This is a genomic window from candidate division WOR-3 bacterium, assembly GCA_039804025.1.
Lineage (GTDB): Bacteria > Hydrothermota > Hydrothermia > Hydrothermales > JAJRUZ01 > JBCNVI01.
Window position 1 is genome coordinate 1 of record JBDRZP010000030.1, and the last position, 25212, is coordinate 25212.

28 protein-coding genes and 2 tRNA genes are annotated in these 25212 nt (G+C 30.0%); 16 read left to right on the top strand and 14 right to left on the bottom strand.

Features of this window, described 5'->3' with window-relative positions:
* Positions 1-166: 166 nt before the first annotated feature.
* Complete coding sequence (locus ABIN73_09145) at positions 167-598, bottom strand: hypothetical protein (GenBank protein MEO0269890.1); 432 nt, start codon at positions 596-598, stop codon at positions 167-169.
* A gap of 154 nt (positions 599-752) precedes the next feature.
* On the opposite strand from ABIN73_09145, the gene ABIN73_09150 reads away from it, so the two are divergent.
* The 10 genes from ABIN73_09150 to ABIN73_09195 are packed head-to-tail and all read left to right on the top strand — an operon-like array spanning position 753 to position 11343.
* Positions 753-1544 carry a ZIP family metal transporter gene (locus tag ABIN73_09150; GenBank protein ID MEO0269891.1) on the top strand — a complete coding sequence of 264 codons (792 nt, stop codon included), beginning with the start codon at positions 753-755 and terminating at the stop codon, positions 1542-1544.
* 1 nt (position 1545) lies between these two features.
* A complete protein-coding gene (locus tag ABIN73_09155; protein ID MEO0269892.1) occupies positions 1546-2805 on the top strand; it encodes an ABC transporter permease in 1260 nt (419 codons plus the stop codon).
* A gap of 12 nt (positions 2806-2817) precedes the next feature.
* The gene (locus ABIN73_09160; GenBank protein MEO0269893.1) at positions 2818-4077 is read left to right on the top strand and encodes a TolC family protein; all 1260 of its coding nucleotides are present in this window, start codon (positions 2818-2820) and stop codon (positions 4075-4077) included.
* On the top strand, positions 4074-5249 hold the full coding sequence (locus tag ABIN73_09165) for an efflux RND transporter periplasmic adaptor subunit (GenBank protein ID MEO0269894.1): 1176 nt from the start codon (positions 4074-4076) through the stop codon (positions 5247-5249). Before ABIN73_09160 ends, ABIN73_09165 begins: the two co-directional genes overlap by 4 nt.
* Entirely contained in the window at positions 5246-5926 is a 681-nt protein-coding gene (locus tag ABIN73_09170; protein ID MEO0269895.1) for an ABC transporter ATP-binding protein, read from the top strand. The genes ABIN73_09165 and ABIN73_09170 overlap by 4 nt, the downstream gene beginning before the upstream one ends.
* A gap of 26 nt (positions 5927-5952) precedes the next feature.
* The gene (eno, locus tag ABIN73_09175; GenBank protein ID MEO0269896.1) at positions 5953-7218 is read left to right on the top strand and encodes a phosphopyruvate hydratase; all 1266 of its coding nucleotides are present in this window, start codon (positions 5953-5955) and stop codon (positions 7216-7218) included.
* Positions 7215-7436 (top strand): hypothetical protein, encoded by a 222-nt coding sequence (locus ABIN73_09180; GenBank protein ID MEO0269897.1) that lies wholly within the window; start codon positions 7215-7217, stop codon positions 7434-7436. The genes eno and ABIN73_09180 overlap by 4 nt, the downstream gene beginning before the upstream one ends.
* A 19-nt stretch (positions 7437-7455) precedes the next feature.
* On the top strand, positions 7456-8322 hold the full coding sequence (locus ABIN73_09185; GenBank protein MEO0269898.1) for a tetrahydrofolate dehydrogenase/cyclohydrolase catalytic domain-containing protein: 867 nt from the start codon (positions 7456-7458) through the stop codon (positions 8320-8322).
* Positions 8306-9370, top strand: a complete 1065-nt coding sequence (locus ABIN73_09190) for a site-2 protease family protein (protein MEO0269899.1) — start codon at positions 8306-8308, stop codon at positions 9368-9370. The genes ABIN73_09185 and ABIN73_09190 overlap by 17 nt, the downstream gene beginning before the upstream one ends.
* 5 nt (positions 9371-9375) lie before the next feature.
* On the top strand, positions 9376-11343 hold the full coding sequence (locus ABIN73_09195) for an acetoacetate--CoA ligase (protein MEO0269900.1): 1968 nt from the start codon (positions 9376-9378) through the stop codon (positions 11341-11343).
* A gap of 5 nt (positions 11344-11348) precedes the next feature.
* Here the strand turns inward: ABIN73_09195 and ABIN73_09200 are convergent, their stop codons facing one another.
* Positions 11349-11681 carry a hypothetical protein gene (locus ABIN73_09200; GenBank protein ID MEO0269901.1) on the bottom strand — a complete coding sequence of 111 codons (333 nt, stop codon included), beginning with the start codon at positions 11679-11681 and terminating at the stop codon, positions 11349-11351.
* A 94-nt stretch (positions 11682-11775) separates the two neighbouring features.
* Here ABIN73_09200 and ABIN73_09205 point away from each other — a divergent pair.
* The 6 genes from ABIN73_09205 (at position 11776) to ABIN73_09230 (ending at position 16115) form a co-directional block, all read left to right on the top strand.
* Positions 11776-11847: transfer RNA gene (locus ABIN73_09205), tRNA-Met, on the top strand.
* Between the two features lie 15 nt (positions 11848-11862).
* Entirely contained in the window at positions 11863-12183 is a 321-nt protein-coding gene (gene trxA, locus ABIN73_09210) for a thioredoxin (protein MEO0269902.1), read from the top strand.
* A gap of 2 nt (positions 12184-12185) precedes the next feature.
* Positions 12186-12458, top strand: coding sequence for an Asp-tRNA(Asn)/Glu-tRNA(Gln) amidotransferase subunit GatC (locus tag ABIN73_09215; GenBank protein MEO0269903.1), 273 nt, complete (start codon positions 12186-12188; stop codon positions 12456-12458).
* Positions 12451-13848 (top strand): Asp-tRNA(Asn)/Glu-tRNA(Gln) amidotransferase subunit GatA, encoded by a 1398-nt coding sequence (gatA, locus tag ABIN73_09220; protein MEO0269904.1) that lies wholly within the window; start codon positions 12451-12453, stop codon positions 13846-13848. The genes ABIN73_09215 and gatA overlap by 8 nt, the downstream gene beginning before the upstream one ends.
* Positions 13849-15249 (top strand): Asp-tRNA(Asn)/Glu-tRNA(Gln) amidotransferase subunit GatB, encoded by a 1401-nt coding sequence (gene gatB / locus ABIN73_09225; protein ID MEO0269905.1) that lies wholly within the window; start codon positions 13849-13851, stop codon positions 15247-15249.
* 86 nt (positions 15250-15335) lie between these two features.
* Positions 15336-16115 carry an SDR family oxidoreductase gene (locus tag ABIN73_09230; GenBank protein MEO0269906.1) on the top strand — a complete coding sequence of 260 codons (780 nt, stop codon included), beginning with the start codon at positions 15336-15338 and terminating at the stop codon, positions 16113-16115.
* A 2-nt stretch (positions 16116-16117) separates the two neighbouring features.
* Here the strand turns inward: ABIN73_09230 and ABIN73_09235 are convergent, their stop codons facing one another.
* The 12 genes from ABIN73_09235 to ABIN73_09290 form a co-directional block, all read right to left on the bottom strand.
* Positions 16118-17275, bottom strand: a complete 1158-nt coding sequence (locus ABIN73_09235) for an acyl-CoA dehydrogenase family protein (GenBank protein MEO0269907.1) — start codon at positions 17273-17275, stop codon at positions 16118-16120.
* Between the two features lie 36 nt (positions 17276-17311).
* Complete coding sequence (gene mnmE / locus ABIN73_09240) at positions 17312-18676, bottom strand: tRNA uridine-5-carboxymethylaminomethyl(34) synthesis GTPase MnmE (protein MEO0269908.1); 1365 nt, start codon at positions 18674-18676, stop codon at positions 17312-17314.
* 1 nt (position 18677) lies between these two features.
* Positions 18678-19271, bottom strand: a complete 594-nt coding sequence (locus tag ABIN73_09245) for a Jag N-terminal domain-containing protein (protein MEO0269909.1) — start codon at positions 19269-19271, stop codon at positions 18678-18680.
* Positions 19268-20668, bottom strand: a complete 1401-nt coding sequence (gene yidC / locus ABIN73_09250; protein ID MEO0269910.1) for a membrane protein insertase YidC — start codon at positions 20666-20668, stop codon at positions 19268-19270. Before yidC ends, ABIN73_09245 begins: the two co-directional genes overlap by 4 nt.
* Complete coding sequence (gene yidD / locus ABIN73_09255; GenBank protein MEO0269911.1) at positions 20665-20898, bottom strand: membrane protein insertion efficiency factor YidD; 234 nt, start codon at positions 20896-20898, stop codon at positions 20665-20667. Before yidD ends, yidC begins: the two co-directional genes overlap by 4 nt.
* Entirely contained in the window at positions 20895-21221 is a 327-nt protein-coding gene (rnpA, locus tag ABIN73_09260; protein ID MEO0269912.1) for a ribonuclease P protein component, read from the bottom strand. The genes yidD and rnpA overlap by 4 nt, the downstream gene beginning before the upstream one ends.
* Complete coding sequence (gene rpmH, locus ABIN73_09265; GenBank protein MEO0269913.1) at positions 21203-21337, bottom strand: 50S ribosomal protein L34; 135 nt, start codon at positions 21335-21337, stop codon at positions 21203-21205. Before rpmH ends, rnpA begins: the two co-directional genes overlap by 19 nt.
* A 55-nt stretch (positions 21338-21392) precedes the next feature.
* Positions 21393-22667 carry an Ig-like domain-containing protein gene (locus ABIN73_09270; GenBank protein MEO0269914.1) on the bottom strand — a complete coding sequence of 425 codons (1275 nt, stop codon included), beginning with the start codon at positions 22665-22667 and terminating at the stop codon, positions 21393-21395.
* A 14-nt stretch (positions 22668-22681) separates the two neighbouring features.
* Positions 22682-24394 (bottom strand): hypothetical protein, encoded by a 1713-nt coding sequence (locus ABIN73_09275; protein ID MEO0269915.1) that lies wholly within the window; start codon positions 24392-24394, stop codon positions 22682-22684.
* Positions 24395-24424: 30 nt separating this feature from the next.
* Positions 24425-24733: a divalent-cation tolerance protein CutA gene (gene cutA / locus ABIN73_09280; protein ID MEO0269916.1), complete on the bottom strand. Its 309-nt coding sequence runs from the start codon at positions 24731-24733 to the stop codon at positions 24425-24427.
* Positions 24734-24748: 15 nt separating this feature from the next.
* Positions 24749-24821 (bottom strand) — tRNA-Lys (locus tag ABIN73_09285).
* Positions 24822-25012: 191 nt separating this feature from the next.
* On the bottom strand, positions 25013-25212 hold a 200-nt coding region (locus ABIN73_09290; protein MEO0269917.1), incomplete at its 5' end, for a T9SS type A sorting domain-containing protein.

The following is a 25212-nucleotide window of genomic DNA, read 5'->3' on the forward strand; positions in this document are numbered from 1 at the left end:
TTAAAACATAAAAATGCTTCTCCTAAAAGATCATCTTTATGATGAAAAAAATTATATTTTTTACAAAAATTTAAAATTTTAATATTGATTTCTTTTAAATATTCTTCAAAATTCATAATATTTAAATTATAAAATAAATTGTTAAAAAATTAAAGATTAATTCTAATTATTTCAAATGCTTTATAATTTCCAATACTTCCTTATGCCTTTCCTCAGCATTCTTCTCCATAACCTTTAAAGTTTCATCCATTTTATAAAGCATCTCACTTATTTTTTCTAACATTTCTGTTTGCCTGTTTAGGATTTCTGTGTGTCTATTAAGTGTTTCTGATTGCTTATTTAACATTTCTGCTATCTTATTTAACATTTCACTTTGCTTATTTAACATTTCAGTTTGTTTATTTAACATTTCACTTTGTTTATTTAATGTTTCTGTCTGCTTGTTTAGTATTTCAGTATGTTTATTTAAAATTTCATTTTGTTTATTTAGCATTTCATTTTGTTTACTTAGCATTTCCTTCATCCATCTGCCATTACTCCAAGCAAGATAAGTTAAAACTCCTGCAAGCAATGTAAGTCCTATTCCAAATATTTCCATATAATAATTATAATATCAAAATATGCAAAATAACAACATTATTACTTTACTAAAAAGCCCCTTTTTTTAATTCTGTTAAATCTGTTTTCTTTCATGATTAATTTAATTTTTTTCTTTTAAGATAACTTATCTTATAATTATAACTTTCTATAATATGGAATTGATTGAAAAAATATTTTTAGATTTATCACTGGGAGGAAATAAAGTAATTCTCGGACTTCTTGGTGGTTTAGTTATTTCCTTTTTAAATTTGTTAGGTGCTCTTTTAATTTTTTTCTTTACCAAACCCTCTCAGAAATTGATTGATACTCTTCTTGGATTTGCTGCAGGTGTTATGCTTGCAGCAAGTTTTACAAGTTTGATTTTACCTGGGATTGAGAAGGGTGGAATTATTCCTGTTCTTATTGGAATATTGCTTGGTTCTTTTATTCTTGATTTAGGTGACCATATTATACCTCATATACATCCTGTATTAGGAAAAGAAGGTGTTAAAACTGAAAGGTTAAAGGGTATATGGCTTTTTATAATTGCCATAACAATTCATAATATGCCAGAGGGTCTTGCTGTTGGAATTGGTTTTGGATCAGGTAATATAAAGGATGCTATTATTTTGATGCTTGCCATTGGAATTCAGAATATTCCGGAAGGTTTTTCAGTTTCGGTTTCTGCACTTGAAGCTGGATTTGGTAAAAGGTTTTATGCAGCGATAACAGGAATAAGGTCGGGTTTGATTGAGATTCCTCTTGCTATTTTTGGAGCCTGGCTTATCAGTATTGCAAAGCCTATTTTGCCTTATGCCATGGGTTTTGCAGCTGGTGCCATGATTTATGTTATTAGTGACGAGATTGTGCCAGAAACCCACAGAAAAGGTCATGAAAGATTAGCCACCTTTGGAACCGTCCTTGGTGTTGTTATAATGCTTTTTCTGGATGTGACCCTTAAATAATATGAAAATTTCTGATCTATTTCAGATTTCACTTTATGGTATAAAAACCCATAAATTAAGATCTGTATTAACAACTCTTGGAATTATAATAGGTGTTGGAACTGTTATATCAATGATGTCAATTATTGAGGGAATAAACGGTTATGTTTATAAAGAATTCGGAGCTGTTGGTTCAGATGTTATTTATATTCAAAAATATAAATGGAAGGTCTTTGTGGGGTCAGCAGAAAGAGAATGGTGGAAAAAATTTAAAGAATTTCCTGATTTTACAGAGGATGATTTAAAGGATATCAAAGAACTTGATTTTGTTGAAGATGCTTCCATTTCCCTTGATTTATTTAATTTAAAAGAAGCAAAATATAAAAATAAGAAACTTGAAGATTTAGATGTAATAGCAGTAACTCCATCTTACTTTGAAGTATCAGGATATAAAATTGAAAGTGGAAGAAAATTAAATGAAGAGGATGAATTTTTTAAAAGAAATGTATGTGTAATTGGAAAATATATTGAAGAAACTCTATTTGAGGAAGAAGATCCGCTGGGTAAAGAAATAAAAATAGGGAATAAGAATTTTTTAATTATTGGAGTTTTAAAAAAAAGAGGGGAAATTTTTGGACAATCACTTGATAGAATTATCATATTACCCTTTTCAAAAGGTAAAGAATTAAAAGGAAAGCCAGTATTTGACTGGCAGGAGGTTTTTATAAGTCCTGTTATTCAGGTGAAAATAAAAAAGAATTATGAGATAAAGGAAGCAATGGAAGAATTGAGGAAGTTTTTAAGAAAAAGAAGAACACTATTTTTCACGGATGAGGATAATTTCTCTTTAAATACGCAGGAAATGCTTCTTCAAATTTATAGGTCAATAACAGGAGGTATATTTGCAGCAATGATAGGTATTGCTTCTTTAGCCTTACTTGTTGGTGGAATTGGAATAATGAACATAATGCTTGTTTCAGTTTCTGAAAGAACAAAGGAAATAGGTATCAGAATGGCAGTTGGGGCAAAAAGAAAAGATATTTTATATCAGTTTTTGCTTGAAGCTATTTTGTTAACTTCAATTGGAGGTTTTTTAGGTCTTTTTCTCGGAGCCTTAATAGGAAAACTGGTTGATGTTTTAACTCCTTTACCTTCAAGGATTCCCCCTTGGAGTATATTTATTGCTCTTTTATTTTCTATGGTTGTTGGAATATTCTTTGGAATTTATCCTGCTTCACAGGCAGCAAAAAAGGACCCCATTGAATGTTTAAGATTTGAATAAAAGGAGAAAATTATGATTTTAATTTTACTTTTAATAAAAATTGATTCAGTTAAAATAAGTCTTGATGAGTTTATTAAACTTGCCTTTAAAAAAAATCCTGAAATAAAAATGGAAGAAAAAAATGATCTTTTAAGAAATATTGATTTTGTAAATTCAGTTTTTAGCAATCTTCCATCAGTCAGCGCTCAGGGTAGTTATTCAGATACAAGAAGGGGAATAAAAACATTTATTCCAGGAGTTCCAACCCCCATTTTTTACTCTGTTAGTAAAGGCTACACTTTTACCACATCAATAAATGTGCCTATACTTTCTCCTTCTAACCTTATTGGTGCTTTAGATTCATATTTTGAAAAAGAAAGGGGGAGATTATATTTAACAGAATATAAAATGAAATTTATTTATGAACTTGAATCAAAATACTTTAATGTTTTAAGAACAAGAAATATTTTAAAAGCAGTTCAAAAGAGTCTTGAAAGAGCTGAAGAAAATTATAAACTTGCTGAAGAAAAATATAAAAATGGGTTAATTTCTTATTTAGATTTTATGAATATAAAAATTCAGGTTAATGATGCCTATTTAAATAAAAGTCAAGCTGAAAAAAATTTTTATGACGCCCTTTACGATTTTAACTACATAATCGGTGAGGAAAAAGATTTTCTTTACATTCCCTTAGATATTGAGATAGAAACTCTAAAATTTGAGGAAAAAGAGAAAAATCTTTTTTATCCTGTTGAATCTGAGAAACAGGTAAAAAAGGCACAGAACTTAAATTTTATTTACAGTGTTTTTTCTTTTATGCCAGAGGTTTATCTTTCCTATTACTATTCCTTTTCTGATTCATCCCTAAATTCCCTTTTTAGAAATCCTGAAAGCTCAAGAGGTCTCTATGTTACCTTTTCTTTAAGATTCTGGGATTATCCTTTCAATATTTTGAGAAATAAAATCAGAAGGGATTTTGAAAATGAAAACTTTAAGAGAATTTATCTTTTATCTAAAATTAATTATGAAAAGGCAAAAAGAGAAATAGAAATTTCAAAAAAAGCACTTGATATATCAAAAGAAAAACTTAAAAACTCTGAGATCGGATATAAGTATGCAGAAGAGAGTTTTAAACTGGGAAAGTTATCCTCAATTGAATTAAGGCAGGCTGAAGAGAATTTAAAAAATTCTGAAGTTGATTATATTAATTCTCTTTATAACTATAAACTTTCTGTATCCTTTTATCTTTATTTAACAGGAAATTTAACTTATAAAGGTGGAGAAATAAAATGAAGAAAATTTTAATAATATCAGGAATAATTTTTTTACTCATAATTTTAATTTTTCTCAACTTAAAAACTGGAAAAAAGGAAAAATTTGTTGAAATTGAGGTGGTAAAAAAGGGTTTTATATCAGAAAGTGTCAAAACTTACGGAACTATTGAAGCTTACAAACAGGTAGAAATCAGTTCTGAAGTTATAGGGAAAATAAAAAAAATTTTTTTTAATAAAGGAGATTTTGTTAAAGGAGGTGATCTTCTATGTATTATTGATCCATCTGAGTATGAAACTCAAAAAGAAAAAATAAAATTAATGTTAGAGGAGGATTTGTATAAGTTAAAAATGGCAAGAATTAATTTTGATAGGGAAAAAAATTTATATGAAAAAAATTTAATCTCACAAAAAGAATTTGAAAATGCTGAAGCAAATCTTAAGGCAATTTCCTTTAAGGTAAAAGAAGATAGTTTTAGTTTAAAAGAAATAGAAAACAGATTGTCAAAATGTTATATAAGGTCCCCTATTGATGGAGAGGTTATTGAGGTTTATAAAAAGGAAGGGGAAATCGTTATTGCAGGGACAGTTAATAATCCAGCATCTGTTATAATGATAATTGCTGATAGGAGTAAGATGATAGTAAAATGTGAAATCGATGAAACTGAAATTCCTAAAATAAAAAGAGGGCAGAGGGTAAACATAAAAGTAGATGCATTTCCCGACACAATTTTTAAAGGTGAAGTTGCAAGAGTTGGTGGATTTGTTAGTTCTTCTTTTAGTTCTAATTTAAATAGAACTACTGAGACTCCAAAATTTCAAGTAGAAATTGATATGTTAGAAAAAAATGATTTTCTTATTCCAGGTATGAGTGCTTCCTGTGAGATTATAACAGCAGAAAAGGATAGTGCAATTACACTCCCTTATTCTGCTCTTGGTAGAGAAAAAGCTGAAAAGATGGAATCAGAAAACAGAGAGCCCAAAACTTTTGTTTTCCTTATTAAAAACTCAAAAGCAAAAAAACAATATGTTAAAACAGGTATAAAAGGTCTCACAAGAATTGAAATTGTAAAGGGACTTAATGTTTCCGATACAGTAATAACAGGACCTGAAGATATTTTAAAAAAACTTAAGGATGGTGAAAAAGTAAAAATTAAATCAGAAAAAGAAAAGAAAAAGTCAAAGACAAAATGATTTTAATTGAACTTTTGGATGTTAAAAGAATTTATATTATGGGAAAAACTTTTATTAATGCTTTAGATGGCATAACACTTAGAGTTGAAAGAGGAGAGTATATTGCAATTATGGGTCCATCAGGTTCTGGAAAAAGCACTCTTTTACATATAATTGGATTTCTTGATAGACCTACTGAAGGTAAATATATTTTTAAAGGTAAGGACATATCAAATTATTCAGAGGATGAACTTGCTGAAATAAGAAACAGGGAAGTGGGTTTTGTTTTTCAATCTTTTCATCTTATTCCGAGAATAACTGCAATAGAGAATGTTGAGTTACCTTTGATATATATGGGTCTTCCAAAAACAAAGAGAAAGGAGCTTGCTGAATATTATTTAAAAGAAGTCGGACTTTATGAAAGAAGGAATCACAGACCTCATGAACTTTCAGGAGGAGAAATGCAAAGGGTAGCAATAGCAAGAGCACTTGTGGGAGGAGCTGAAATTTTACTTGCTGATGAACCAACAGGTAATCTTGATACAAAGTCCGGGAATGAAATTTTAGATATTTTTGACAGGTTAAGTGGATTGGGCAAAACAGTAATTGTAGTAACCCATGACCCTGATGTATCAAAGAGAGCAAGAAGAATTATCTATTTAAGAGATGGTAAAATAGAAAGAGAAGAATTGCAATAATCTATTTTTAATTCTTACAATTTATTATGAAAATAAAGGATTTAAAAGCTTATGAAGTTCTTGATTCAAGGGGTAATCCTACCCTGAAAGTTGTATGTATCCTTGAAAATGGTGCTAAAGGTTCTGCTTTTGTTCCATCCGGGGCTTCAACAGGAACTTTTGAGGCACTTGAACTAAGGGATGGTGATAAAAAAAGGTTTCTTGGAAAAGGTGTTTTAAAAGCCATAAGTTCTGTTGAAAATGAGATTGCTCCAAGAATAAAAGATATGGAGGTTTTTGAACAGAGAAAAATTGATGAGCTTATGATAAATCTTGATGGAACGGAAAATAAATCAAGGCTTGGAGCAAACGCTATTCTTGGTGTTTCTCTTGCTGTTGCAAGGGCAGCAGCCCATGTAGCAGGTGTTCCTCTTTTTAGGTACATTGGTGGCGTAAATGCTAATTTTTTACCTATTCCTATGATGAATTTTATAAACGGTGGTGTTCATGCAGATAATCCACTTGATATTCAGGAATTTATGATAGTTCCAATTGGATTTTCTACCTTTAAAGATGCATTAAGAGCAGGTTCTGAAGTTTATCACACTTTGAAAATTTTACTTAAAGAGAATGGTTTACAAACTTCAGTGGGAGATGAGGGTGGTTTTGCACCTTTTATAGAAAATACAAAAAAAGCTCTTGATTTTATCCTTAAAGCCATAGAAAGGGCTGGATATAAACCAGGAAAAGAAATTTATCTTGCATTGGACGTTGCGGCTACTGAGTTATGGAATAAGGAGGAAGGAACTTACAGGCTTGAAGGAAAAGAACTAAATTTTGATGAACTGATGAAGTTTTATTCAGATATAATAAAGAATTATCCTATTTTTTCAATTGAAGATCCTCTTGCAGAAGAAGACTGGGAAGCATGGAAAATTTTTACCTCTGAATTTAAGGATAAAATAATGATAGTTGGGGATGATATCTTTGTTACAAATGAAAAAAGATTTTCAAAAGGAATAAAAGAAAGTATAGCAAATGCCATTCTAATAAAATTAAATCAGATAGGAACTTTAACAGAAACCCTTGATGTTATAAATATGGCTAAGTCAAATAATTATAACACTGTTATTTCCCATAGATCAGGTGAAACTGAAGATACCTTTATATCAGATTTATCAGTTGGTACCAGTTCCCTTTTTATAAAAACAGGTGCAGTTGCAAGAGGGGAAAGAACCTGTAAATATAATAGATTACTTGAAATTGAAAGTGAGTATAAGGGAATTTTCTGGGGAAAAAAATTAACTCTGTGAAAAACAGAAATTTTATATCTTTTATTCTTTTAATGCTTTTAATTTTATATTTTTTAATATTTGATAATTACGGAGTTTTAAAATACATTTCTCTTAATAATGAAATTAAAAAAATAGAAGAAAAGAAAAATTTTATATTAGCAAAACAGATACTTTATAAGGAAAGAATTAAATTTTTAAAATCAGACCTTGGTAAAAGGTTAAAAAAATATTTTTAATATGAAAAGGGAGGGGATTATGGCTAAAATATTGGATGGTAAACTTGTTTCTTCTGAGTGGAGAAAAGAAATACATGAGAAAGTTCTTGAACTTAAAGAAAAAGGAATAACCCCTTTTTTAAATGTTTTTCTTATCGGTGATAACCCTGCTTCACTTTTATATGTAAAAAATAAAAAACAAACTGCTGAGAAGATTGACATAAAGTGTGAAATAATACATTTTCCAGGTGATATATCTAAAGAAAAATTAAAAGAAGAAATTAAAATAAAAGGGGAAGACAAAAATGTTCACGGTATAATAGTTCAACTTCCTCTGCCAAATCATCTTGACCCTGAAGAGATTGCTGAGTTTATACCACCTGAAAAGGATGTTGACGGTTTTACTCCCTATAATCTTGGAAAACTTGTTAGAGGTGATCCTGTTTTTATTCCTGCAACCCCTTATGGAATTCTAAAAATTCTTGATTATTATAAAATATCTGTTACAGGAAAACATGTTGTAATTGTTGGAAGAAGTAACATTGTCGGAAAACCAATGGCTCTCTCTTTATTACTCAAAGGAAGAGATGCAACAGTTACAGTCTGTCATTCAAAAACTGAAAATTTGAATAAAATAACACAGGAAGCAGATATTTTGATAGTTGCAGCAGGTGTTAAAAGATTAATTAAGAAAGATTTTGTTAGAGAGGGACAGGTTGTTATAGATGTGGGTATTCATAAGGAAGGAGATTCTTGGATAGGTGATGTAGATTTTGAAGAGGTAAAGGATATTGTTGATTATATAACACCTGTTCCAGGAGGTGTGGGTCCGATGACAGTTGCGGGTTTACTTGCAAATACCTGTAAAAGTGCAGAACTCTTAATTAAAAATGGACGATATAACTAAAAGGGTAGAAGAGATTTTTGTAATTCACGATTCTTACATAAAGAAGGGAAAAACTATTTATATAGGTTATTTTATCACACCTGATGTAAGGGAAGGATTATTTTATCTGAAAGAGAGATTAAAGGAAATAAATTATGTTCCATCTATTTATAAATTAAAGGGAGTCTATTATGCTCTTGAAGTTCATCCTGAATACAAATTAAAGACAAAGGATTTCATTGTGCCTCTTATTTTGTTTTTATTAACAGTAATAACAACAATGTTTGCTGGTTCAATGCATTATCTTGCTGATTTTGAAAAATTTTTGAAGGAATTTCCAAAATCCCTTTTATACGGTTTTCCTTTTTCCTTTGCACTTCTTTCAATTCTTTTATCGCATGAAATGGGTCATTTTTTAACAAGCAGAAAATATGGAGTTGAAGCAACTCTTCCTTATTTTATACCTGTTCCCCATCCCCTTGTGGGAACTTTTGGTGCTTTTATAAAAATGAAATCAACAATTCCTGATAAAAAAACTCTTTTAAGAATAGGAGCTGCAGGTCCATTATCAGGAATAATAGTTTCAATTCCCTTTACTATCTGGGGTATACTTAACTCAAAAGTAGTTACAGGAAGAGGGGAAGGAGGTTTATTTCTGGGTGATCCCCTTTTATTTAAGTTTCTTTTTTCCATAATAAGAAAAGATATTCCACCTGATGCAAATGTTTTACTTCATCCTGTTGCCTTTGCTGGATGGATTGGTTTTTTTGTAACAGCAATGAACCTATTACCCTTTTCACAGCTTGACGGTGGTCATATAATCTATGCTTTAGTTGGTGAAAAGTTTCAAATTATTCAATTTTTTCTATTTCCCTTTTTAATTTTAATGGGATTTTTCTGGCCCGGCTGGTTTTTCTGGGGATTTTTGCTTCTTTTATTCGGACTAAGACATCCACCCCCAATAGATAATATAACACCTCTTGAAAGAAAAGATAAGATAATAGGAATTATCTGTATTCTTGTTTTTATATTAACCTTTCACCCTGTTCCTTTCAGTGTGAGAATTTAGAAAAGATGAAGAAAAACCGCAGGGTATTGTGGGAACCTGATAAAGAAATTATTGAAAATTCAAATATTAAAAAATTTATTGAGTATGTGAATAGAAGGGAAAATTTAAATTTTAAAGATTATTTTTCTCTTTATGATTTTTCAGTTCAAAACATAGAAAAATTCTGGGAGCTTTTATGGGATTATGTTTCTATAATTTATTCCCAAAAATTTTCTTATATTGTTGATGATTTAAAAAATTTCCCTGGTGCAAAATGGTTTTTGGGTGCTAAATTTAATTATGCTGAAAATTTATTAAGGTTAAAGGATGAAAAAATTTGTTTTGTAGAAATTAGAGAAGATGGTGAAAGGAGGGAGATTTCTTATAAAAAACTCTATGAACTTACTTCCCTTTTAAATTCTGCTTTAAAAAAGATTGGATTAAGAGAAGGAGATAGAGTAGCTGCCTATATGCCGAATATATACGAAACCCCACTTTTTTTACTTGCCTCTTCATCCCTTGGGGCAGTTTGGTCTTCCTGTGGAACAGAAGTTGGTATTAAAGGTGTTATTGATAGATTTTCTCAAATTGAACCGAAGATTTTATTCACTGTTGATTCTTATATTTATAAGGGAAAAAAGTACGATAATCTTGAAAGAATTAAGGAGATTTTAAATTATTTACCTTCTGTTGAAAAAGTTATTGTTGTAAATTACACGAATGAAAAGAAGGATATTTCCTTTATCAAAAATGCAATTTATTTTCATGATTTTATTAAGGATGAAAAGTTTAAGGATATAGAATTTATTCAGGTTTCCTATGAACATCCTCTTTTTATAATGTTTTCTTCTGGAACAACAGGAAAACCTAAATGTATTGTGCAGAGTGGAATGGGTGTTTTAATAAATCATCTAAAGGAATTAATTTTACATACAGATTTAAAAAGAAGTGATGTTATAACATATATAACAAGTCCTTCCTGGATGATGTGGAACTGGTTAATGAGTTCTTTATTTGTTGGTTCAAAAATTGTTCTTTATGATGGAAATCCCCTTTATCCTGATGAGGGAAGGATGTTTGAGCTTATTGAGGAAGAGAGAATAACGATTTTTGGTTTAAGTGCTTCTTATATCAATCATCTAAAAAATAATAACTTTAGGGCAAAGGGAAAGTACAATTTAAAAACATTAAGAGAAATATCACAGACCGGGTCGCCCCTGTCTGAAGAAGGATTTATATTTGTATATGAAAATATAAAAGATGATTTATGGTTAAATTCAATTTCAGGTGGAACGGATATAAACGGTTGTTTTGCTGCTGGAAGCCCTACTTTAAAAGTTCATGCAGGTGAGCTGCAGGGAAGGGCACTTGGTATGAAGGTGAGTGTTTACGATGAAAAAGGTGAACCTATCTATGATAAAGTTGGAGAACTCGTATGTGAGGCTCCTTCTCCATCTATGCCTTTATATTTCTGGGGGGATAAGGATTTCAAAAAATATAGAGAAACCTATTTTGAATTTTTTAAAAATAAAAATGTCTGGAGACACGGTGATTATGTTATATTACATTCAGAGACACAGGGTTTAACATTTCTGGGAAGGTCAGATTCTACTTTAAAAATTCAGGGAGTAAGGATAGGAACTTCAGAGATTTATAATGTGGTAGAAGAGATAAAAGAAATAGAGGATAGTCTTGCTGTTTCCAAAAAATATGGTGATGAGGAAAGATTGATTTTATTTGTAAAATTAAAAAAAGGTTATTCTTTGAATCAGGAATTGATTGAAAGGATAAAGAGGGAACTTAAAGAAAAGGCTTCACCAAGGCATGTTCCCTTTAAGATAATTGAGGCGCCCGATATTCCCTATACCTTTAATATGAAAAAAGTTGAAATTGCAGTTAAAAATATTTTGAATGGAATTAAAATTACAAATAAAAATTCAATAATAAACCCTTCTTCTCTTAAATTTTTTGAAAAAACAAGCAAAGAAATTTAAAGTAACTATTTAAATCCAGGATATATGATATATATTGAAAGAGCTATTCCCATTATATCCCATATTAAATCTTTGAAACTGAAAAAGTTTTTTTTCTTCTTATCCCATATTTCTTTTCCTATTGAGGCTGTGAGGGGTATTGAAGTAGAAATGTATAATGCTTTTTCTTTTTTCAACTTAAAAGAATAATATGATTCAAAGTATAAAAAATTTGTTAATAATAAATTAAAGTAAAAGTGTTTAAATTTATCTTCGGAAAAAAAATAATCACCTCTCTTTGTCCTTAAAGACTCCTGATTGGTAGAAATTAGTAAATTGAAAAATAAAAAGTTTATCATTTCTTATTTTAAGGTAATTTATAGGACTAAGTTAAAAATTTGGTTAGAATGGATATTGAAAATGAAAGTTTTTTATGATATAATAATAATTCATCGCGGGGTGGAGCAGTGGTAGCTCGTGGGGCTCATAACCCCAAGGTCGCAGGTTCAAATCCTGCCCCCGCAATTTTATTGTTTCTTCATGGCTATTCCTGAAATCACAGATAAGGATTTTGAAGAAAAAGTTTTAAAATCAACTAAACCCTGTGTTGTTGATTTCTGGGCTGAGTGGTGCCATCCATGTAAAATGATTGAGCCCTCAATGGAAGAATTATATTCTGAATATAAGGACAGGGTTAATTTTTATAAAATTAATGTGGATGATAACTCTGAGACTCCTTCAAAATTTTATGTTATGAGTATTCCAACACTGCTTTTCGTTAAAAATGGAGAAGTTGTAGATAGAATCATAGGAGCTGTTCCTAAAAGCACAATAGAAGAAAGAATTAAAGACCTTCTTTAAAATTGAATTTAGAAAAAGAAGTTGAAAGAATTTTAGAACTGGCAAGACTTCAAAAAAAAGAAAAATATATTGAACATTTTATAAAGATTTTAGAATTTTTTAAAAAAATTGATGAGCTTGATTTAAAAGAAGAAAAACCATTTTTTTACCTTGAACATTTACAAACAGATTTGAGAGAAGATAAAGTTTCAGATTTTAAAGATAGAGAACTTTTATTTAAAAACTCACCTCTTAAAAAAGGGAACTTCTTTGTCACAGAAAGTCCCATTGAGTAAGGTTAAGGAGATTATTTCCCTTTATCAGAATAAAAAAGCATTACCATCTGAAGTAGTAAAAGAATATTTTGAAAAAGCAAAGAAAAATGAATTTAATTCCTTTATAACTTTAAATGAAAATATCTTTGAGGAAATAGAAATACTTGATAAAAAAGTAAAGGAGGGTAAAATTGAGGGAAGGCTTTTTGGTATCCCAGTCTCAGTTAAAGATAACATTCTTGTTAAAGGATTAAAATGCACATGTGCTTCTCGGATGCTTGAAAATTACATTGCTCCTTATGATGCCACATGTATAGAAAGAATAAAAAAGGAAAATGCCATTATAATTGGTAAAACCAATATGGATGAATTTGCTATGGGTTCTTCAAATGAATACTCCTTTTTTGGACCTGCAAGCAATCCTTTTGATAAAGAAAGAGTTCCTGGTGGCTCTTCCGGTGGCTCAGCAATTTCAGTTGCCAATAATGAGTCTATCTTATCCCTTGGCTCTGATACAGGAGGTTCAATAAGATTGCCAGCTTCTTTCTGTGGAGTTTATGGTTTGAAACCAACTTATGGAGCAGTGTCAAGATATGGACTTGTTGCTTTTGCTTCCTCTCTTGATCAGATAGGACCTTTTTCTAAAAATATTGAAGACCTTGAAATAATTTTTAATGTGATAAAAGGAAAAGATGAAAGGGATAAAACAAGTTTCAATTTACCTGAGGAAAAAAGAATTTTACAATTTCCCTTAAAAATAGGAGTTTTAAGAGATTCTTTCTCAGAAGATGTTGATGGGGAAATTAAGATTCACCTTGATGAGTTTATTAAAACTCTTGAAAAGGAAAAAATAGCAATAGTTAAAGAATTTGAAATGGAAACTTTCCAGTATGCGATTCCTGTTTATTATATAATAGCCTGTGCAGAAGCATCATCAAATCTTGCAAGATATGATGGGGTTTTATATGGTTATAAATCAGAAAGTGAAAATTTATGGGAAATGTATGAAAAAACAAGAACAGAAGGATTTGGAGAGGAGGTAAAAAGAAGAATTTTGCTTGGAACATTTGTTTTGAGAAGCGGGTATTATGAGGAATATTATTTAAAGGCTCAGAAGATAAGAACAAAAATTTTAAAAGAATTTATGAAAAATTTTGAAAATTTTGATCTTTTACTGATGCCAGTATCACCAACTCTTCCCTTTAAAAAAGGAGAAAAACTGAAAGACCCTATAAAAATGTATCTTTCAGATATTTTTACTGTATCTATCAATCTTTCAGGTCTTCCTGCTATTGCTTTCCCTTACAGATTTTCAAAATCAGGGCTCCCAGTTGGTTTTCAGTTTGTAGGAAAGTTTTTTGATGAATACTTATTTTTTGAACTTTTAAAAAGAATAGAGAATATCTTTTAAATGGATGATTTTGTGATCAAAATAGGACTTGAAATTCATGTTCAATTAAAAACAGAAAGTAAAATGTTTTGTCCTTGCAAAGTAGATGTTGATTCAGAACCTAATAAAAATATTTGTCCTATATGTACTGGGCAGCCTGGTATTCTTCCTTCACCAAATAAAAAGGCAATATACTATGCTATATTAGTATCCCGCGCTTTAAACTGCAAAATTCCGGATTTTTTATATTTCTCAAGAAAAAATTATTTTTATCCAGATCTTCCAAAGGGATATCAAATAACTCAATACGGAATCTCAATAGGTTCGAGAGGAGAAGTTCCTGTACTTTTGGATAAAGAAATTAAATATTTTCCCATTGAAAGGATTAATCTTGAAGAGGAAACTGCAAAATCCTTTCATATTGAGGGAAAAGTCTATCTTGATTTCAATAGATGTGGAATCCCGCTTCTTGAGATTGTTACACCTCCAGTTTTTGATTCACCCTTTGTGGTTATTAACTTTTTAAAGTCTTTGAGAAAAATTTTAATATATTTAAATGTTTCTGATTGTAATATGGAAAAGGGTGAGTTCAGGGTGGATACCAATGTTTCAGTGAATTTAAGAGAAAAAATTTCTGATCACAGGGTTGAACTAAAAAATTTAAATTCTTTAAGTGCAATAAAAGATGCCCTTTTTTATGAAATAGAGAGACAGAAAAATCTTCTTTTGAAAGGAGAAAAGATTGAAAGGGAAACAAGATTGTGGGATGAAGAAAAGAAAGAAACAAGGGTAATGAGAAGCAAGGAGTTTGTTGAAGATTATAGATATTTTCCAGAGCCTGATATTCCTCCTTTTAAGGTAAAAGAAGAATGGCTAAAAGAAAATTTGCCCCCTCTTCCTGATTATTTTTATAAAAAACTTATTGAAAAAGGTGCAGAATTAAAAGAAATAGAGGTTATAACATCTTCACCCTTTCTTGCTGATTTTACTTTGAAGGTATTAGAGGAAATTCCCTATAAAAAGGTAAAGGGCTGGATTTTGACTGAAATTTTACAACATGTGGAAAATGTGGAGGATATAAAAAGTTTACCCTTTTCTACATCTGAGTTTATAGATTTTTTAAATAAAATATTAAAGGGAGAAATCCCAAGACACCTTGGACAGGAAATTATTAAGATTTCAATGCAAAATAATTTACCTTTGAATAAACTTATTGAAGAAAAAATAGAGATAAAAGGAGAATCTGAGATAGAAGAAGTTATAAAAGAAGTAATAGAGGAAAATGCCCATGTTGTGGAAAAGATAAAGTCAGGAAAAGTTTCAGCAATTTCTTTTCTTGTAGGAAGGGTTATGGAAAAATTGAAAGGTAAGGCTAATCCAAAAGAGGTTAAAGAATTATTAGAAAAAAGACTTCTTAATTAACTATTATTTCTTTTTTATTTGCTTTATAAATTTAAATTCCATTAAAATTATAAACTGGTTCAAATCCATAAATTTATGAATATATTATGAAGGGAGAATATGCTTTAATTCTTGGCTCATCAAGTGGTTTTGGAAAAGCAACATCTCTTTATCTTTCAGAAAAGGGAATAAATATTTTTGGGGTTCATCTTGACAGAAAAAGTACAATGCCTGAAGTTGAAAAATTAATTAAGGAGATTGAAAGTAAGGGTGTTTTTGTAAAATTTTTCAATGTTAATGCTGCGGACCATGAGAAGAGAAAAGAGGTAATCCATGAGATAGAAAAAATTCTTAAAAAGGAAAAAAAATATTTAAGAATTTTTTTGCATTCAATTGCATTTGGAACTTTGAAACCTTACATAGGTCATAATAGAATAAAGCCTGTTGATATGGAAATGACACTTGAAGTTATGGGTAATTCTCTTGTTTGGTGGGTTGTTGATCTTTTTGAAAAAGGATTGCTTGGAAAAGGTTCAAGGGTTTTTGCTATGACAAGTATGGGTTCTCAAAGGGTCTGGGAAAGTTATGGTGCTGTTTCTGCTTCAAAAGCCCTTCTTGAGTCCCATATAAGGCAGCTTGCCTTTGAACTTGCAAAATTTGGAATAACCGTGAATGCTATACAAGCAGGAATAACTGATACACCTGCTTTAAGAAAAATTCCGGGTCATGAGAGAATGTTGAAATTTGCACAAACTTTTAATCCTTCTGGAAGAATCACAAGACCAGACGATGTTGCAAAAGCAATTTATGCACTTTCATTACCTGAAACTCAGTGGATAACGGGAAATGTGATAAGAGTTGATGGTGGAGAGGCTATAGCAGGTTAATTTTAAACTTTCATTTTTCTTCTTGTTTCTTTTAAAAGTTCAGATGCAATTATATTTTTCATTATTTCATTTGTACCTTCATAAATCTGTGTTATCTTGGCATCCCTCATCATTTTTTCCACAGGGTACTCTTTTATATAACCGTATCCGCCAAAAATTTGAACTGCTTCAATGGTTACACTCATTGCAACATCGGAAGCGAAACATTTTGCCATTGCAGATTCCTTTTCAGGTTTTTCTCCTCTATCAATAGCTCTTGCAACCTGGTATGTAAGTGCACGGGCTGCTTCTATTTTCATAGCCATCTCAGCTAATCTATGTTGTATTGCCTGAAAACCGGAAATTGGTTGACCGAACTGTTTTCTCTGCATTGAATATAGTGCTGCTGCATCAAGAGCTGCCTGGGCAATTCCGATAGCCTGGGCTGCTACACCGGGTCGTGTATATAAAAATGTATGAGTTGCAACAAAAAGACCCTGTCCTTCTTTTCCGATCAAATTTTCTTCAGGAACAAAAACATCTTCAAAAATAACTTCACCTGTTGGAGAAGCTCTTATTCCTAATTTATCTTCTTTTTTACCAAGTTTTAACCCCTTTGTCCCCTTTTCAACAAGAAAAGCACTCATTCCTCTTGGTCCTTTTTTAGGATCAGTTAAAGCAAATACTGAATAAAAATCAGCAACATGTGCATTTGTTATAAACTGTTTTACTCCATTTATAACATATCCCCCATCCTTTTTTATTGCTGTTGTTTTTATACTTAAAGCATCACTTCCTGCTTCTGGTTCAGTTAAACAAAAGGAGGCAATTTTTCCTTTAGCAATTTCAGGTAAAACTTTTCTTTTGATTTTTTCACTTCCAAAAAGAATAATTGGGAAAGTTCCAAGTGCTGTTCCTGCAAGAGAGAGAGCAATTCCAGCACATCCCCAGGAAAGTTCCTCAACTGCAAGACAGAGAGCAAAAATTCCCATCCCCAAACCATCATATTCAGGAGGGATAAAGACCCTGAAAAGGTCTGTTTCAGCCATTACTTTTACTATTTCATAGGGGAATTCACCACTTTTATCATATTTATCCCTTACGGGAATTATTTTTTCTTCTGCTATTTTTCTTGCAGTTTGTTTAATCATTAATTCTTCTTCAGATAATTGATATAACATTTTTTTAAAAATTTTTTTAAAGGGATTTGAACCTTTCTATTTTCCAACACAAAAGTCAGAAAAAATTTTCTGTAAGATTTCATTATCAATATCTTTTCCAAGAAGTGTATTTAAATTTGAAAGGGCATTTTTTAAATGTAAACCTGTTATTTCTTCCCTTCCTTCTTTGAGTGTTTCTTTACTTTTCTCAATTTCGTAAAGAATTTCCTTTAATTTTGATTCTTCATATAGGGTAAGAGAAATTTCTGCTGATCCAGATTCTTCCTCAAACCTTTTTTCAATTTCTTTTACTAAATTTTCTAAACCAATACCTTTTAAAGCACTTATTTCAAAAACTTCATCTCCTAAATCTTTTAAAATATTTTTGTTCCATTTAATTTTTTTATCCATTTTGTTAATAACAAAGATAAAATTTTTTTCTTTCATTAATTTTTTTATTTTTTTTAATTCCCTTTCAAGAGGTTTTTTCTGGCTATCAAAAATCCATATTATTATATCTGATTCTTCAATAATTTTTTCTGTTTTTTTTATTCCAATTTTTTCTATTTTTGAAGGTGTTTTTAATCTAAGACCTGCTGTATCGTAAATGATAGAATTTATGCCCTTTATACTTATATTTTCTGAAATGTAATCCCTTGTAGTACCAGGAATCTCACTTACTATAGCTCTTTCCTTTTTTATTAATTTATTAAATAGAGTTGATTTTCCCACATTTGGTGCACCACAGATAGAAATCTTTAAACCCTCAAAAATCCTTTTTGAATTTTCAGATTCCTCTAAATATTTTTTTATCTTTTTTTCTATTTGCTCAATTTTTTTTAGAATATTCTCTTTTTGAAAAGGTGGAAGATCTTCTTCAGGATAATTCAGATTTACTTCAATTTCTGCTGAAACTTCTTTAATATCTTCAAATAAATTTTCAAATTTTTTTCTTAAAACTCCTTCAAGTCTTTTTAGGGATATCTCAAGGGCTTTCAAGTTCTCTGATTTTACTATCTGGTTTATAGCCTGAGCTTGCAACAAATCCATTTTTCCATTTAAGACAGCCCTCATTGTAAATTCTCCTGGCTCAGCAAGTCTTGCTCCTAATTTAATTAGTATTCTCAGAATAATTTCAGGAATAATTACTCCACCATGAGTAAAAATCTCAACCATATCCTCCCCTGTATAACTTTTTGGTTTCTTATAATAGACCCATTGAATTTTATCAATTAATTTTTTTGTATCAGGTTCATAAATTTTACCAAGGTACATTCTTCTTTCAATATAAGGTGGGGGAGGCTTTAATATTTTGGATAGAATTTCAAGAGTTTTTTCTCCTGAAATTCTAATGATGTTTATAGCTGAATTTTTTGATACAGAAGTAGAAGGTGCACAGATTGTATCTTCTAATTTAAACAAATTAAGTTAAAGGAGCAATTATTAGATTTTTTCTCTCACCCCTTCCAGCAGTATAAATTCTTATCCCTTTTTCCTTTTTAAGGACTCTTCTCACTAATTTTTCCTCTTCTTCAGTAAGGGGATCAAAAGTTATTTCCCTTTTTATTTCTTTCACTAACTTTGCTACAGCTTTAGCTTTATGAATTATGAAAGAATGTCTTTTTCTTTTATAATCGGATATATCTAACCTTACTTTCAAATCCTTATACTTTTTTCTAAAAATCTGATAAAGAATATGCTCAAGTGCTTTTAAAGTTTCTCCTTTTTTACCTATTAATAAATTATCAGACCTTCTTGTTGAAAGATTTACATGTATTCTTGGAGGGTGAAAGTTAAAATTTATTTTACCTTTATCTTTTAGTATATCAAGTATCCCATTTAAAAAATTTTCTATGAATTTAAATTCTTCCCATTCAAGGTATACTCTAACTTTTACATTGTTTTGGTTATCATTTAAAATTTCAATTTTAACATCCTCTCTTTTTGCACCTGTTTCATTAAGTGCCTTTTCAATTGCCTTTTCAATTGATTCAGCTTTTATTTCAATATATTTCATTTTTTAAACCTCTTTTTAATTAACATTGTTTCAAATAAACCAATTATATTATATAATAACCAGTAGTATACAAGTCCAGCAGGAAAGTTTAAAAATATAATTGTAATAAAAACAGACATAAAAAGTCCAATTCTTTTTGTATCTTTATCCTGAGATGGTTGAATAATCTGCTGTAAAAGAGAGGTTAAACCCATGAGAACTGGTAACACATAATAGGGATCCTTGCTGGATAAATCCTTTATCCATAAAAATAATTCACTTCCTCTAAACATAATTTCATTTGTTAAAACTTGATATAGAGCCCAGAATACAGGTAATTGTAAGAGTAAAGGCAAACAACCTGAAAAGGGATTAACTCCCATATCTTTATAAAGTTTTAACATTTCTTCATTTAATTTCTTGGGATCATCTTTATAGGCTTTTTTTAGAGCATCCATTCTTGGCTTTAACTCTTCCATTTTTTTCATTGCTCTAAGTGATTTTATTGTTAAGGGAATAAATATTATTTTCATTAAAAGAGTGAAAATAAGAATTACAAGGCTAAAATGTTTAGTAATGTCATATAGAAAATTAAATGAATAGAGTATGAAAATAGTAAAAGGTTTGACAATAAAAAATCCCATGGGATAAAGTTCATGAAGCAAAAATCCCTCTTTTTTCAAAACAAAATAGTCCTTTGGTCCTATATATGTAATAAATGAGTCCCTGTTTTCATTTATTAGTTTAAAAAATTTCCCTTCCTTATATTCCTCTCCTTTTATTATTTTTTTATAATATTCAGGTTTTATAAGGACTTGCACAAAATATTTGGTTTCACTACCTATCCATAGTGTATTTTCTCCTGCAAAGTCAATATTTAAGAAATTATTATAGTTATGTCTTTTAACTTTTCCCTTACTGTACTCAATATAATGATAAATTTTTTCATCCCCTTTATCAATTAATGGTAATGTTGAAAATAAAAAGTAATTGGTATTTATAAATTTAGTTTTTAATTTATAACCCTTTTCAAGGATAAATTCTTTTGAAACTTTTCCATCCGGCGAGGAAAATGATATTTTATTATTTGTAATCTCTTTAATTTCTAAAATAGAATCAAAAGGCGACACAAAATTATAAGAATTTATTTTAACATTCTCCTTGCTTGATAAGTCTCTATACTTTTTCAATATTATTTCTTTTATAGCCCCTCCTTTTTCAGAAAAAACAATTTTTAAATTCTCATTTTCAATAACGAAGTTTCCACTCTCTTTTAAATTTAAAGATTTAAGTTCGGTTTTTTCAACTATCCCTTTTACTTCTTCTTTTTTTTCCTTCGGTAAAAGTTTTAAAAGCAAAATGTTATAAAGTATAAAAAATAATAACAAAAATAATATCAAAGTAAAATTTCTGTTCATTTTCTGAATATTATTTTTAAATCCTCTTCAGGATAGTTTATTCCACCCTTTGAAAAGGGGTTACATCTCAAAACTCTCCATGAAGAGAGAACTATTCCTTTAAATATCCCATATTTTTTAACTGCCTCTTCTGCATAATGACTACATGTCGGATAAAATCTACAGGAAGGAGGAAATAAATTCGAAAAAAGTCTTATTGTTCTTATAATAAAAATAATTAAATTTCTCATTTTTCCCATATTTCCTTTAGTTCTTTTTCCAATTCCGTAAAGTTAGAATTAAGAATTTCACTTTTACCTATAATGACAACATCATATCCTTTAAATAGTAATTTATTTCTTCTAAAAACTTCCCTTAGGAGTCTTTTAATTCTATTCCTATCGTGAGCCTTTAATTTTTCTTTTTTTACTGTAAAAGCTACTTTACCTTCACCCTTTCTATAAAAAACTGTTAACATTTTTCCTCTTTTAAATTTACCTTTTTGAAAAATTTCATTAATTTCATCTTTTTTTAATCTTTCAGGAAGTTTAAAATTTAGGGCGTAAGTCTCCATCTTCCTTTCTGTCTTCTTCTTTTTAATACCCTTCTTCCTCCTTTTGTTTTCATTCTTGCTCTGAAACCGTGTCTCCTTTTTCTTTTTATTCTACTCGGTTGATATGTCCTCTTCATTTTTAGAAAGGTTTAAAAAGGGATTCGAACCCTAAAAGAAGTTTATATTTTTAATTTAAGGTATACTTACAATCTTGTTATCTACTTCTTCAATTCCTCCAATATTATCGCCATTTGAGTCAAGTTTTAATCCGTCGGCATCCTTTACATTTTTACTTATCCATAAATATACAGGTTCATTTTTATTGGATAAAAGTGTAAGTTCAATATATGTTTTTTTATTATCATGATTTTGAAATTTTCTCATACTAAAAGGAATTGCATCCTGAAGATAATTCCGAAAAACCCTAATAGTTCCAAAATTAATTGTACTTGTATCCATAAGTTCATCAAACCAGAAGGTTATTATATTATTAGTTCTTGAATAATTTTCAAAAGATGGAAAATCAGTTCTTGAACTATCTGGTGCGAAAGTTGCAAATAATATTTCTACCCTGTCAATTCTATCTATTTCAGAAATACCATTATTGTTACCATCAAGCGAATTACCTGCTGTATCTTTTAAACTTGTATTTATAACAAGTTTATAAACTTTACTGTAATCAAGAGTAAAACCTTTAAAAATTATGTTTGTTCTTGATGCAGGGGTATCTACCCTGAAACGAGGTGTTCCAAGAGGAATTTCTGTATTTGTTTCATATTCATAAAGATGAAAAGCACCTTGAACTGTATTTTGATCTATATCTATTGTAAAGAATCTTACATGCACACTATCGCTTGTCCTTACCAATCCACCGAGAAGAGCTGGATTCGGTGAAATCAAATTTTGAAAAATGCTAATAAATCTGGGAGGATTATGATCAGGATCAGGAACAAAATTTCCTCTCCTTGTCCATAAGGTTCTGTAATAATCATCAAGATTTCCTTCAGCAATTCCATTTCTATTTCCATCAAGTGGATTTCCTGAGAGGTCTTTTGCAGAGCTTCTAATAATTACTTCATACTTGGTTGAATCAGCATAACCTACATTTGGTGAAAGTTTATAAATTAACCTATTACTTTCTTTCTCATATTCCCATGAACCTGAAGGAACCTGATTTCCTTTTCCACCAATTACCCTTATCTGAACAGATGATAAAAGGGAATTTTCATCCATTGGTTCTGAAAAATAAATAAAAATTATATCCTGTATATCAGCAAGTGTCGTATCATAATCTTCAAGGACTCTGTCACCATCAAAGGTCTCTACTGAAAGAACTCTTGGAAGTGTATTTTCCTTTATAAACTCCTTTCCAAGCTCACCTGGTTCAAGTGGGAGTGATTTTCTTTTACATGAGTATATACCTAAACTAACTATCACTATTAAGCTTAAATATAAAAATTTCTTCATTTTTGGACCTCCTTTTAAAATTTAAATATTACTGAAACCTTCCAGTTTGCTAAATTTGTTAAATTTGCAAAACCCATTAAATCCATTGAAAAATTCTCTCCTATTTTATATGAAAGACCATAAGCAAAGTTAACACCTGATGTTTTACCTTTCTGTAAATTTCTTCTCCCTGTGCTTATCTGTTGAGGATCAACTGCTATAGTCTCTGTTCCATCTCCTCTTACCGTTCTTGTTACCCTTGTAGAGGAATATAAGGGAGTAAAAGTTCTTTCATCTTCAGTAAATACAAAGTAAGGATTTGCACCGAGCCTGAATAAAATGTTTTTACTTAATTTCACTTCACAAGCTACAGGTAATTCTATTGTTCTTCTGGAAAAGGAAGATTCTACTCTATCACTTCTTAAATAATTTACTGTTGTTGTATAATCATCAGGGTCACTTAGTTCATTATCACCGTCATTAAAAGCATTAACATTTTGGAAATTTGAATCTGTTCTTAAAGTTGAGTTAAAAATGTAATTTGTGAAGAAAAAGCCAAATGCGAAAAATACTCTTTTTTCAGCATCTATAAATCCTTTGAATCTGTATCCTAAAAGGATTTGATTTCCTTTATCTTCATATTCAATTGAACCATTTGTCTCGTTTGTGATTCTATTTTCTCTTAAAGTACCTGTACCAATATCCTCTCTTAAATATATATCTTCAAGTCTCTTAAAAGGAGTATTTCCCTTTGAAATTCCTGAACTTAGATAGGTAAAGTACAAATTGTCTTCTGATTCATAGTTTTGGTTTACGATTCTTCTTGTAAAAAATCTTATAAAATATGAACTTCCAGAAGGATTAAGGTTAAAAAAGGTCTGGTAAATTCTATCTTCCCTTGAAAGCGACCCACCAGGATTAAAATCTGTATAAGCTCTTGTATAAATATCTTCCATAATTTTTAAGTTATTTATTCCATATCCAATCTGTAAACCAAGATCCGAGTTTAATATTAACTCTTTTATATACAAACTGGCACCAAACATGTTATTCTGAAATGTAGAATCTCTTTTACCTATACCGCTCCATTCTTCTTTTTCAAGAAGTGCTCCATTAACAATGTCCCTTTCTTCTCTTAAATAATAAAGATTACCAAAGGGATTAAAAATTGGATGCCCTGCTGGCTCAAAAAATTCTCCAAATTTTGAGTGAAAGAAAAATAGTCCTCCTATCATGTTACCCATTTCCCTTGCAGCTCCGAGGAAAATAGGGTTTTCTTTTGTTTCTCTAAAGGAGGATGATATTATTTTTTCAGTATGAAGAGAATCTAAACTTCCATTACCATCTGTATCATATCTTTCAGAGATGAAATTTTCTGTTTCGCCTCTTCCACCTAAAAAATTTGGTTGAGGTGTTTTTAATGTTTGATGAGCATATAGTAAAGATAAGGGAACTAAATTTCCAAGAGGTTTAAAGGTATTTTTAAAACCAAACATAAAATATGCCCCATCAATACCAGAGAAAGGCATATCGTTATTTGTAGCAATATTGGATAGCCCTGAAAATAATATATTTTTTTCAACCTCAAAATATCTTCCTGGATCAAGTAATAAATCAAGGTCATCTTCTATAAGACCCACTGTGGATAGATATCTAAAAGATTTAAATCTATCACCTATAAAAGGTGGGTTAACCTGAGATATGAGAACTCCATATATGAGCAAAAAGGATATATATTTTAATTTCATACATTTAAAAATTTTTATAAGGGTTTGAACCTATTTTAAAGTATCATCTATCCATTTTAGGTAATCTTCATTCCCTTTTTCAATTTTAAAAAAAATAATTTCGGGAACTTCATAAGGATGAATTTTTTTAATGAAATTTTCAAGCTCTTCGAATTTTTCCTCTTTTGTTTTTATGATAAGAAGGTATTCTTCTTCCTCTTCAATTTTCCCCTTCCATTCAAAGATGGAATTTACTTTAAAATAATTAACACATGCTGCAAGTTTATTTTCAATAATTTTTCTTGAAATTTCATAGGCTTTATCTTTTCCTGGAGTTGTGCAGAAAACTATTATATACATTTTTGATTTCTTCCATGCACCGCCCGGGAGTCGAACCCGGAACCCTCGGATTAAGAATCCGATGCTCTGCCTGTTGAGCTAGCGGTGCTTTTAATAAATTTTAAAAAAAGACCCTATAAAAAAACAAACCCCAGGGATAATAATCCCTGGGGCAGGAGGGGGTATGGGGTCCTCATCTTTTCCTACCCTTAACCTATTACATGGGGTATTTTTTATAATATCAAAAAAAATTTAAAATTTCAAGTCCTTGTATAATTCCATAATATTTCAAAAGTTTTTTTATCTTAAAACGGCAAACTTCTTGACCCTTTTCTCCTTACCTTTTAAAACTGCAAAATATATCCCCTTATTTAATTTATTTTTAAAATCTATTTTGTAAATTCCTGGCTCAAGCTCTTTATTTATAATATTTAAAACCTTTCTTCCTGACACATCATAAATTGAAAGGTCTACCTTTTGCTTATCTGGAATCGTTATAA

Excerpts from the sequence above, each read along its gene's own strand:
- ABIN73_09145 (MEO0269890.1), bottom strand. The coding sequence starts at position 598 with ATGGAAATATTTGGAATAGGACTTACATTGCTTGCAGGAGTTTTAACT.
- ABIN73_09150 (MEO0269891.1), top strand. The coding sequence starts at position 753 with ATGGAATTGATTGAAAAAATATTTTTAGATTTATCACTGGGAGGAAAT.
- ABIN73_09155 (MEO0269892.1), top strand. The coding sequence starts at position 1,546 with ATGAAAATTTCTGATCTATTTCAGATTTCACTTTATGGTATAAAAACC.
- ABIN73_09160 (MEO0269893.1), top strand. The coding sequence starts at position 2,818 with ATGATTTTAATTTTACTTTTAATAAAAATTGATTCAGTTAAAATAAGT.
- ABIN73_09165 (MEO0269894.1), top strand. The coding sequence starts at position 4,074 with ATGAAGAAAATTTTAATAATATCAGGAATAATTTTTTTACTCATAATT.
- ABIN73_09170 (MEO0269895.1), top strand. The coding sequence starts at position 5,246 with ATGATTTTAATTGAACTTTTGGATGTTAAAAGAATTTATATTATGGGA.
- eno (MEO0269896.1), top strand. The coding sequence starts at position 5,953 with ATGAAAATAAAGGATTTAAAAGCTTATGAAGTTCTTGATTCAAGGGGT.
- ABIN73_09185 (MEO0269898.1), top strand. The coding sequence starts at position 7,456 with ATGGCTAAAATATTGGATGGTAAACTTGTTTCTTCTGAGTGGAGAAAA.
- ABIN73_09190 (MEO0269899.1), top strand. The coding sequence starts at position 8,306 with ATGGACGATATAACTAAAAGGGTAGAAGAGATTTTTGTAATTCACGAT.
- ABIN73_09195 (MEO0269900.1), top strand. The coding sequence starts at position 9,376 with ATGAAGAAAAACCGCAGGGTATTGTGGGAACCTGATAAAGAAATTATT.
- ABIN73_09200 (MEO0269901.1), bottom strand. The coding sequence starts at position 11,681 with ATGATAAACTTTTTATTTTTCAATTTACTAATTTCTACCAATCAGGAG.
- trxA (MEO0269902.1), top strand. The coding sequence starts at position 11,863 with ATGGCTATTCCTGAAATCACAGATAAGGATTTTGAAGAAAAAGTTTTA.
- gatB (MEO0269905.1), top strand. The coding sequence starts at position 13,849 with ATGGATGATTTTGTGATCAAAATAGGACTTGAAATTCATGTTCAATTA.
- ABIN73_09230 (MEO0269906.1), top strand. The coding sequence starts at position 15,336 with ATGAAGGGAGAATATGCTTTAATTCTTGGCTCATCAAGTGGTTTTGGA.
- ABIN73_09235 (MEO0269907.1), bottom strand. The coding sequence starts at position 17,275 with ATGTTATATCAATTATCTGAAGAAGAATTAATGATTAAACAAACTGCA.
- ABIN73_09245 (MEO0269909.1), bottom strand. The coding sequence starts at position 19,271 with ATGAAATATATTGAAATAAAAGCTGAATCAATTGAAAAGGCAATTGAA.
- yidC (MEO0269910.1), bottom strand. The coding sequence starts at position 20,668 with ATGAACAGAAATTTTACTTTGATATTATTTTTGTTATTATTTTTTATA.
- yidD (MEO0269911.1), bottom strand. The coding sequence starts at position 20,898 with ATGAGAAATTTAATTATTTTTATTATAAGAACAATAAGACTTTTTTCG.
- rnpA (MEO0269912.1), bottom strand. The coding sequence starts at position 21,221 with ATGGAGACTTACGCCCTAAATTTTAAACTTCCTGAAAGATTAAAAAAA.
- rpmH (MEO0269913.1), bottom strand. The coding sequence starts at position 21,337 with ATGAAGAGGACATATCAACCGAGTAGAATAAAAAGAAAAAGGAGACAC.
- ABIN73_09270 (MEO0269914.1), bottom strand. The coding sequence starts at position 22,667 with ATGAAGAAATTTTTATATTTAAGCTTAATAGTGATAGTTAGTTTAGGT.
- ABIN73_09275 (MEO0269915.1), bottom strand. The coding sequence starts at position 24,394 with ATGAAATTAAAATATATATCCTTTTTGCTCATATATGGAGTTCTCATA.
- cutA (MEO0269916.1), bottom strand. The coding sequence starts at position 24,733 with ATGTATATAATAGTTTTCTGCACAACTCCAGGAAAAGATAAAGCCTAT.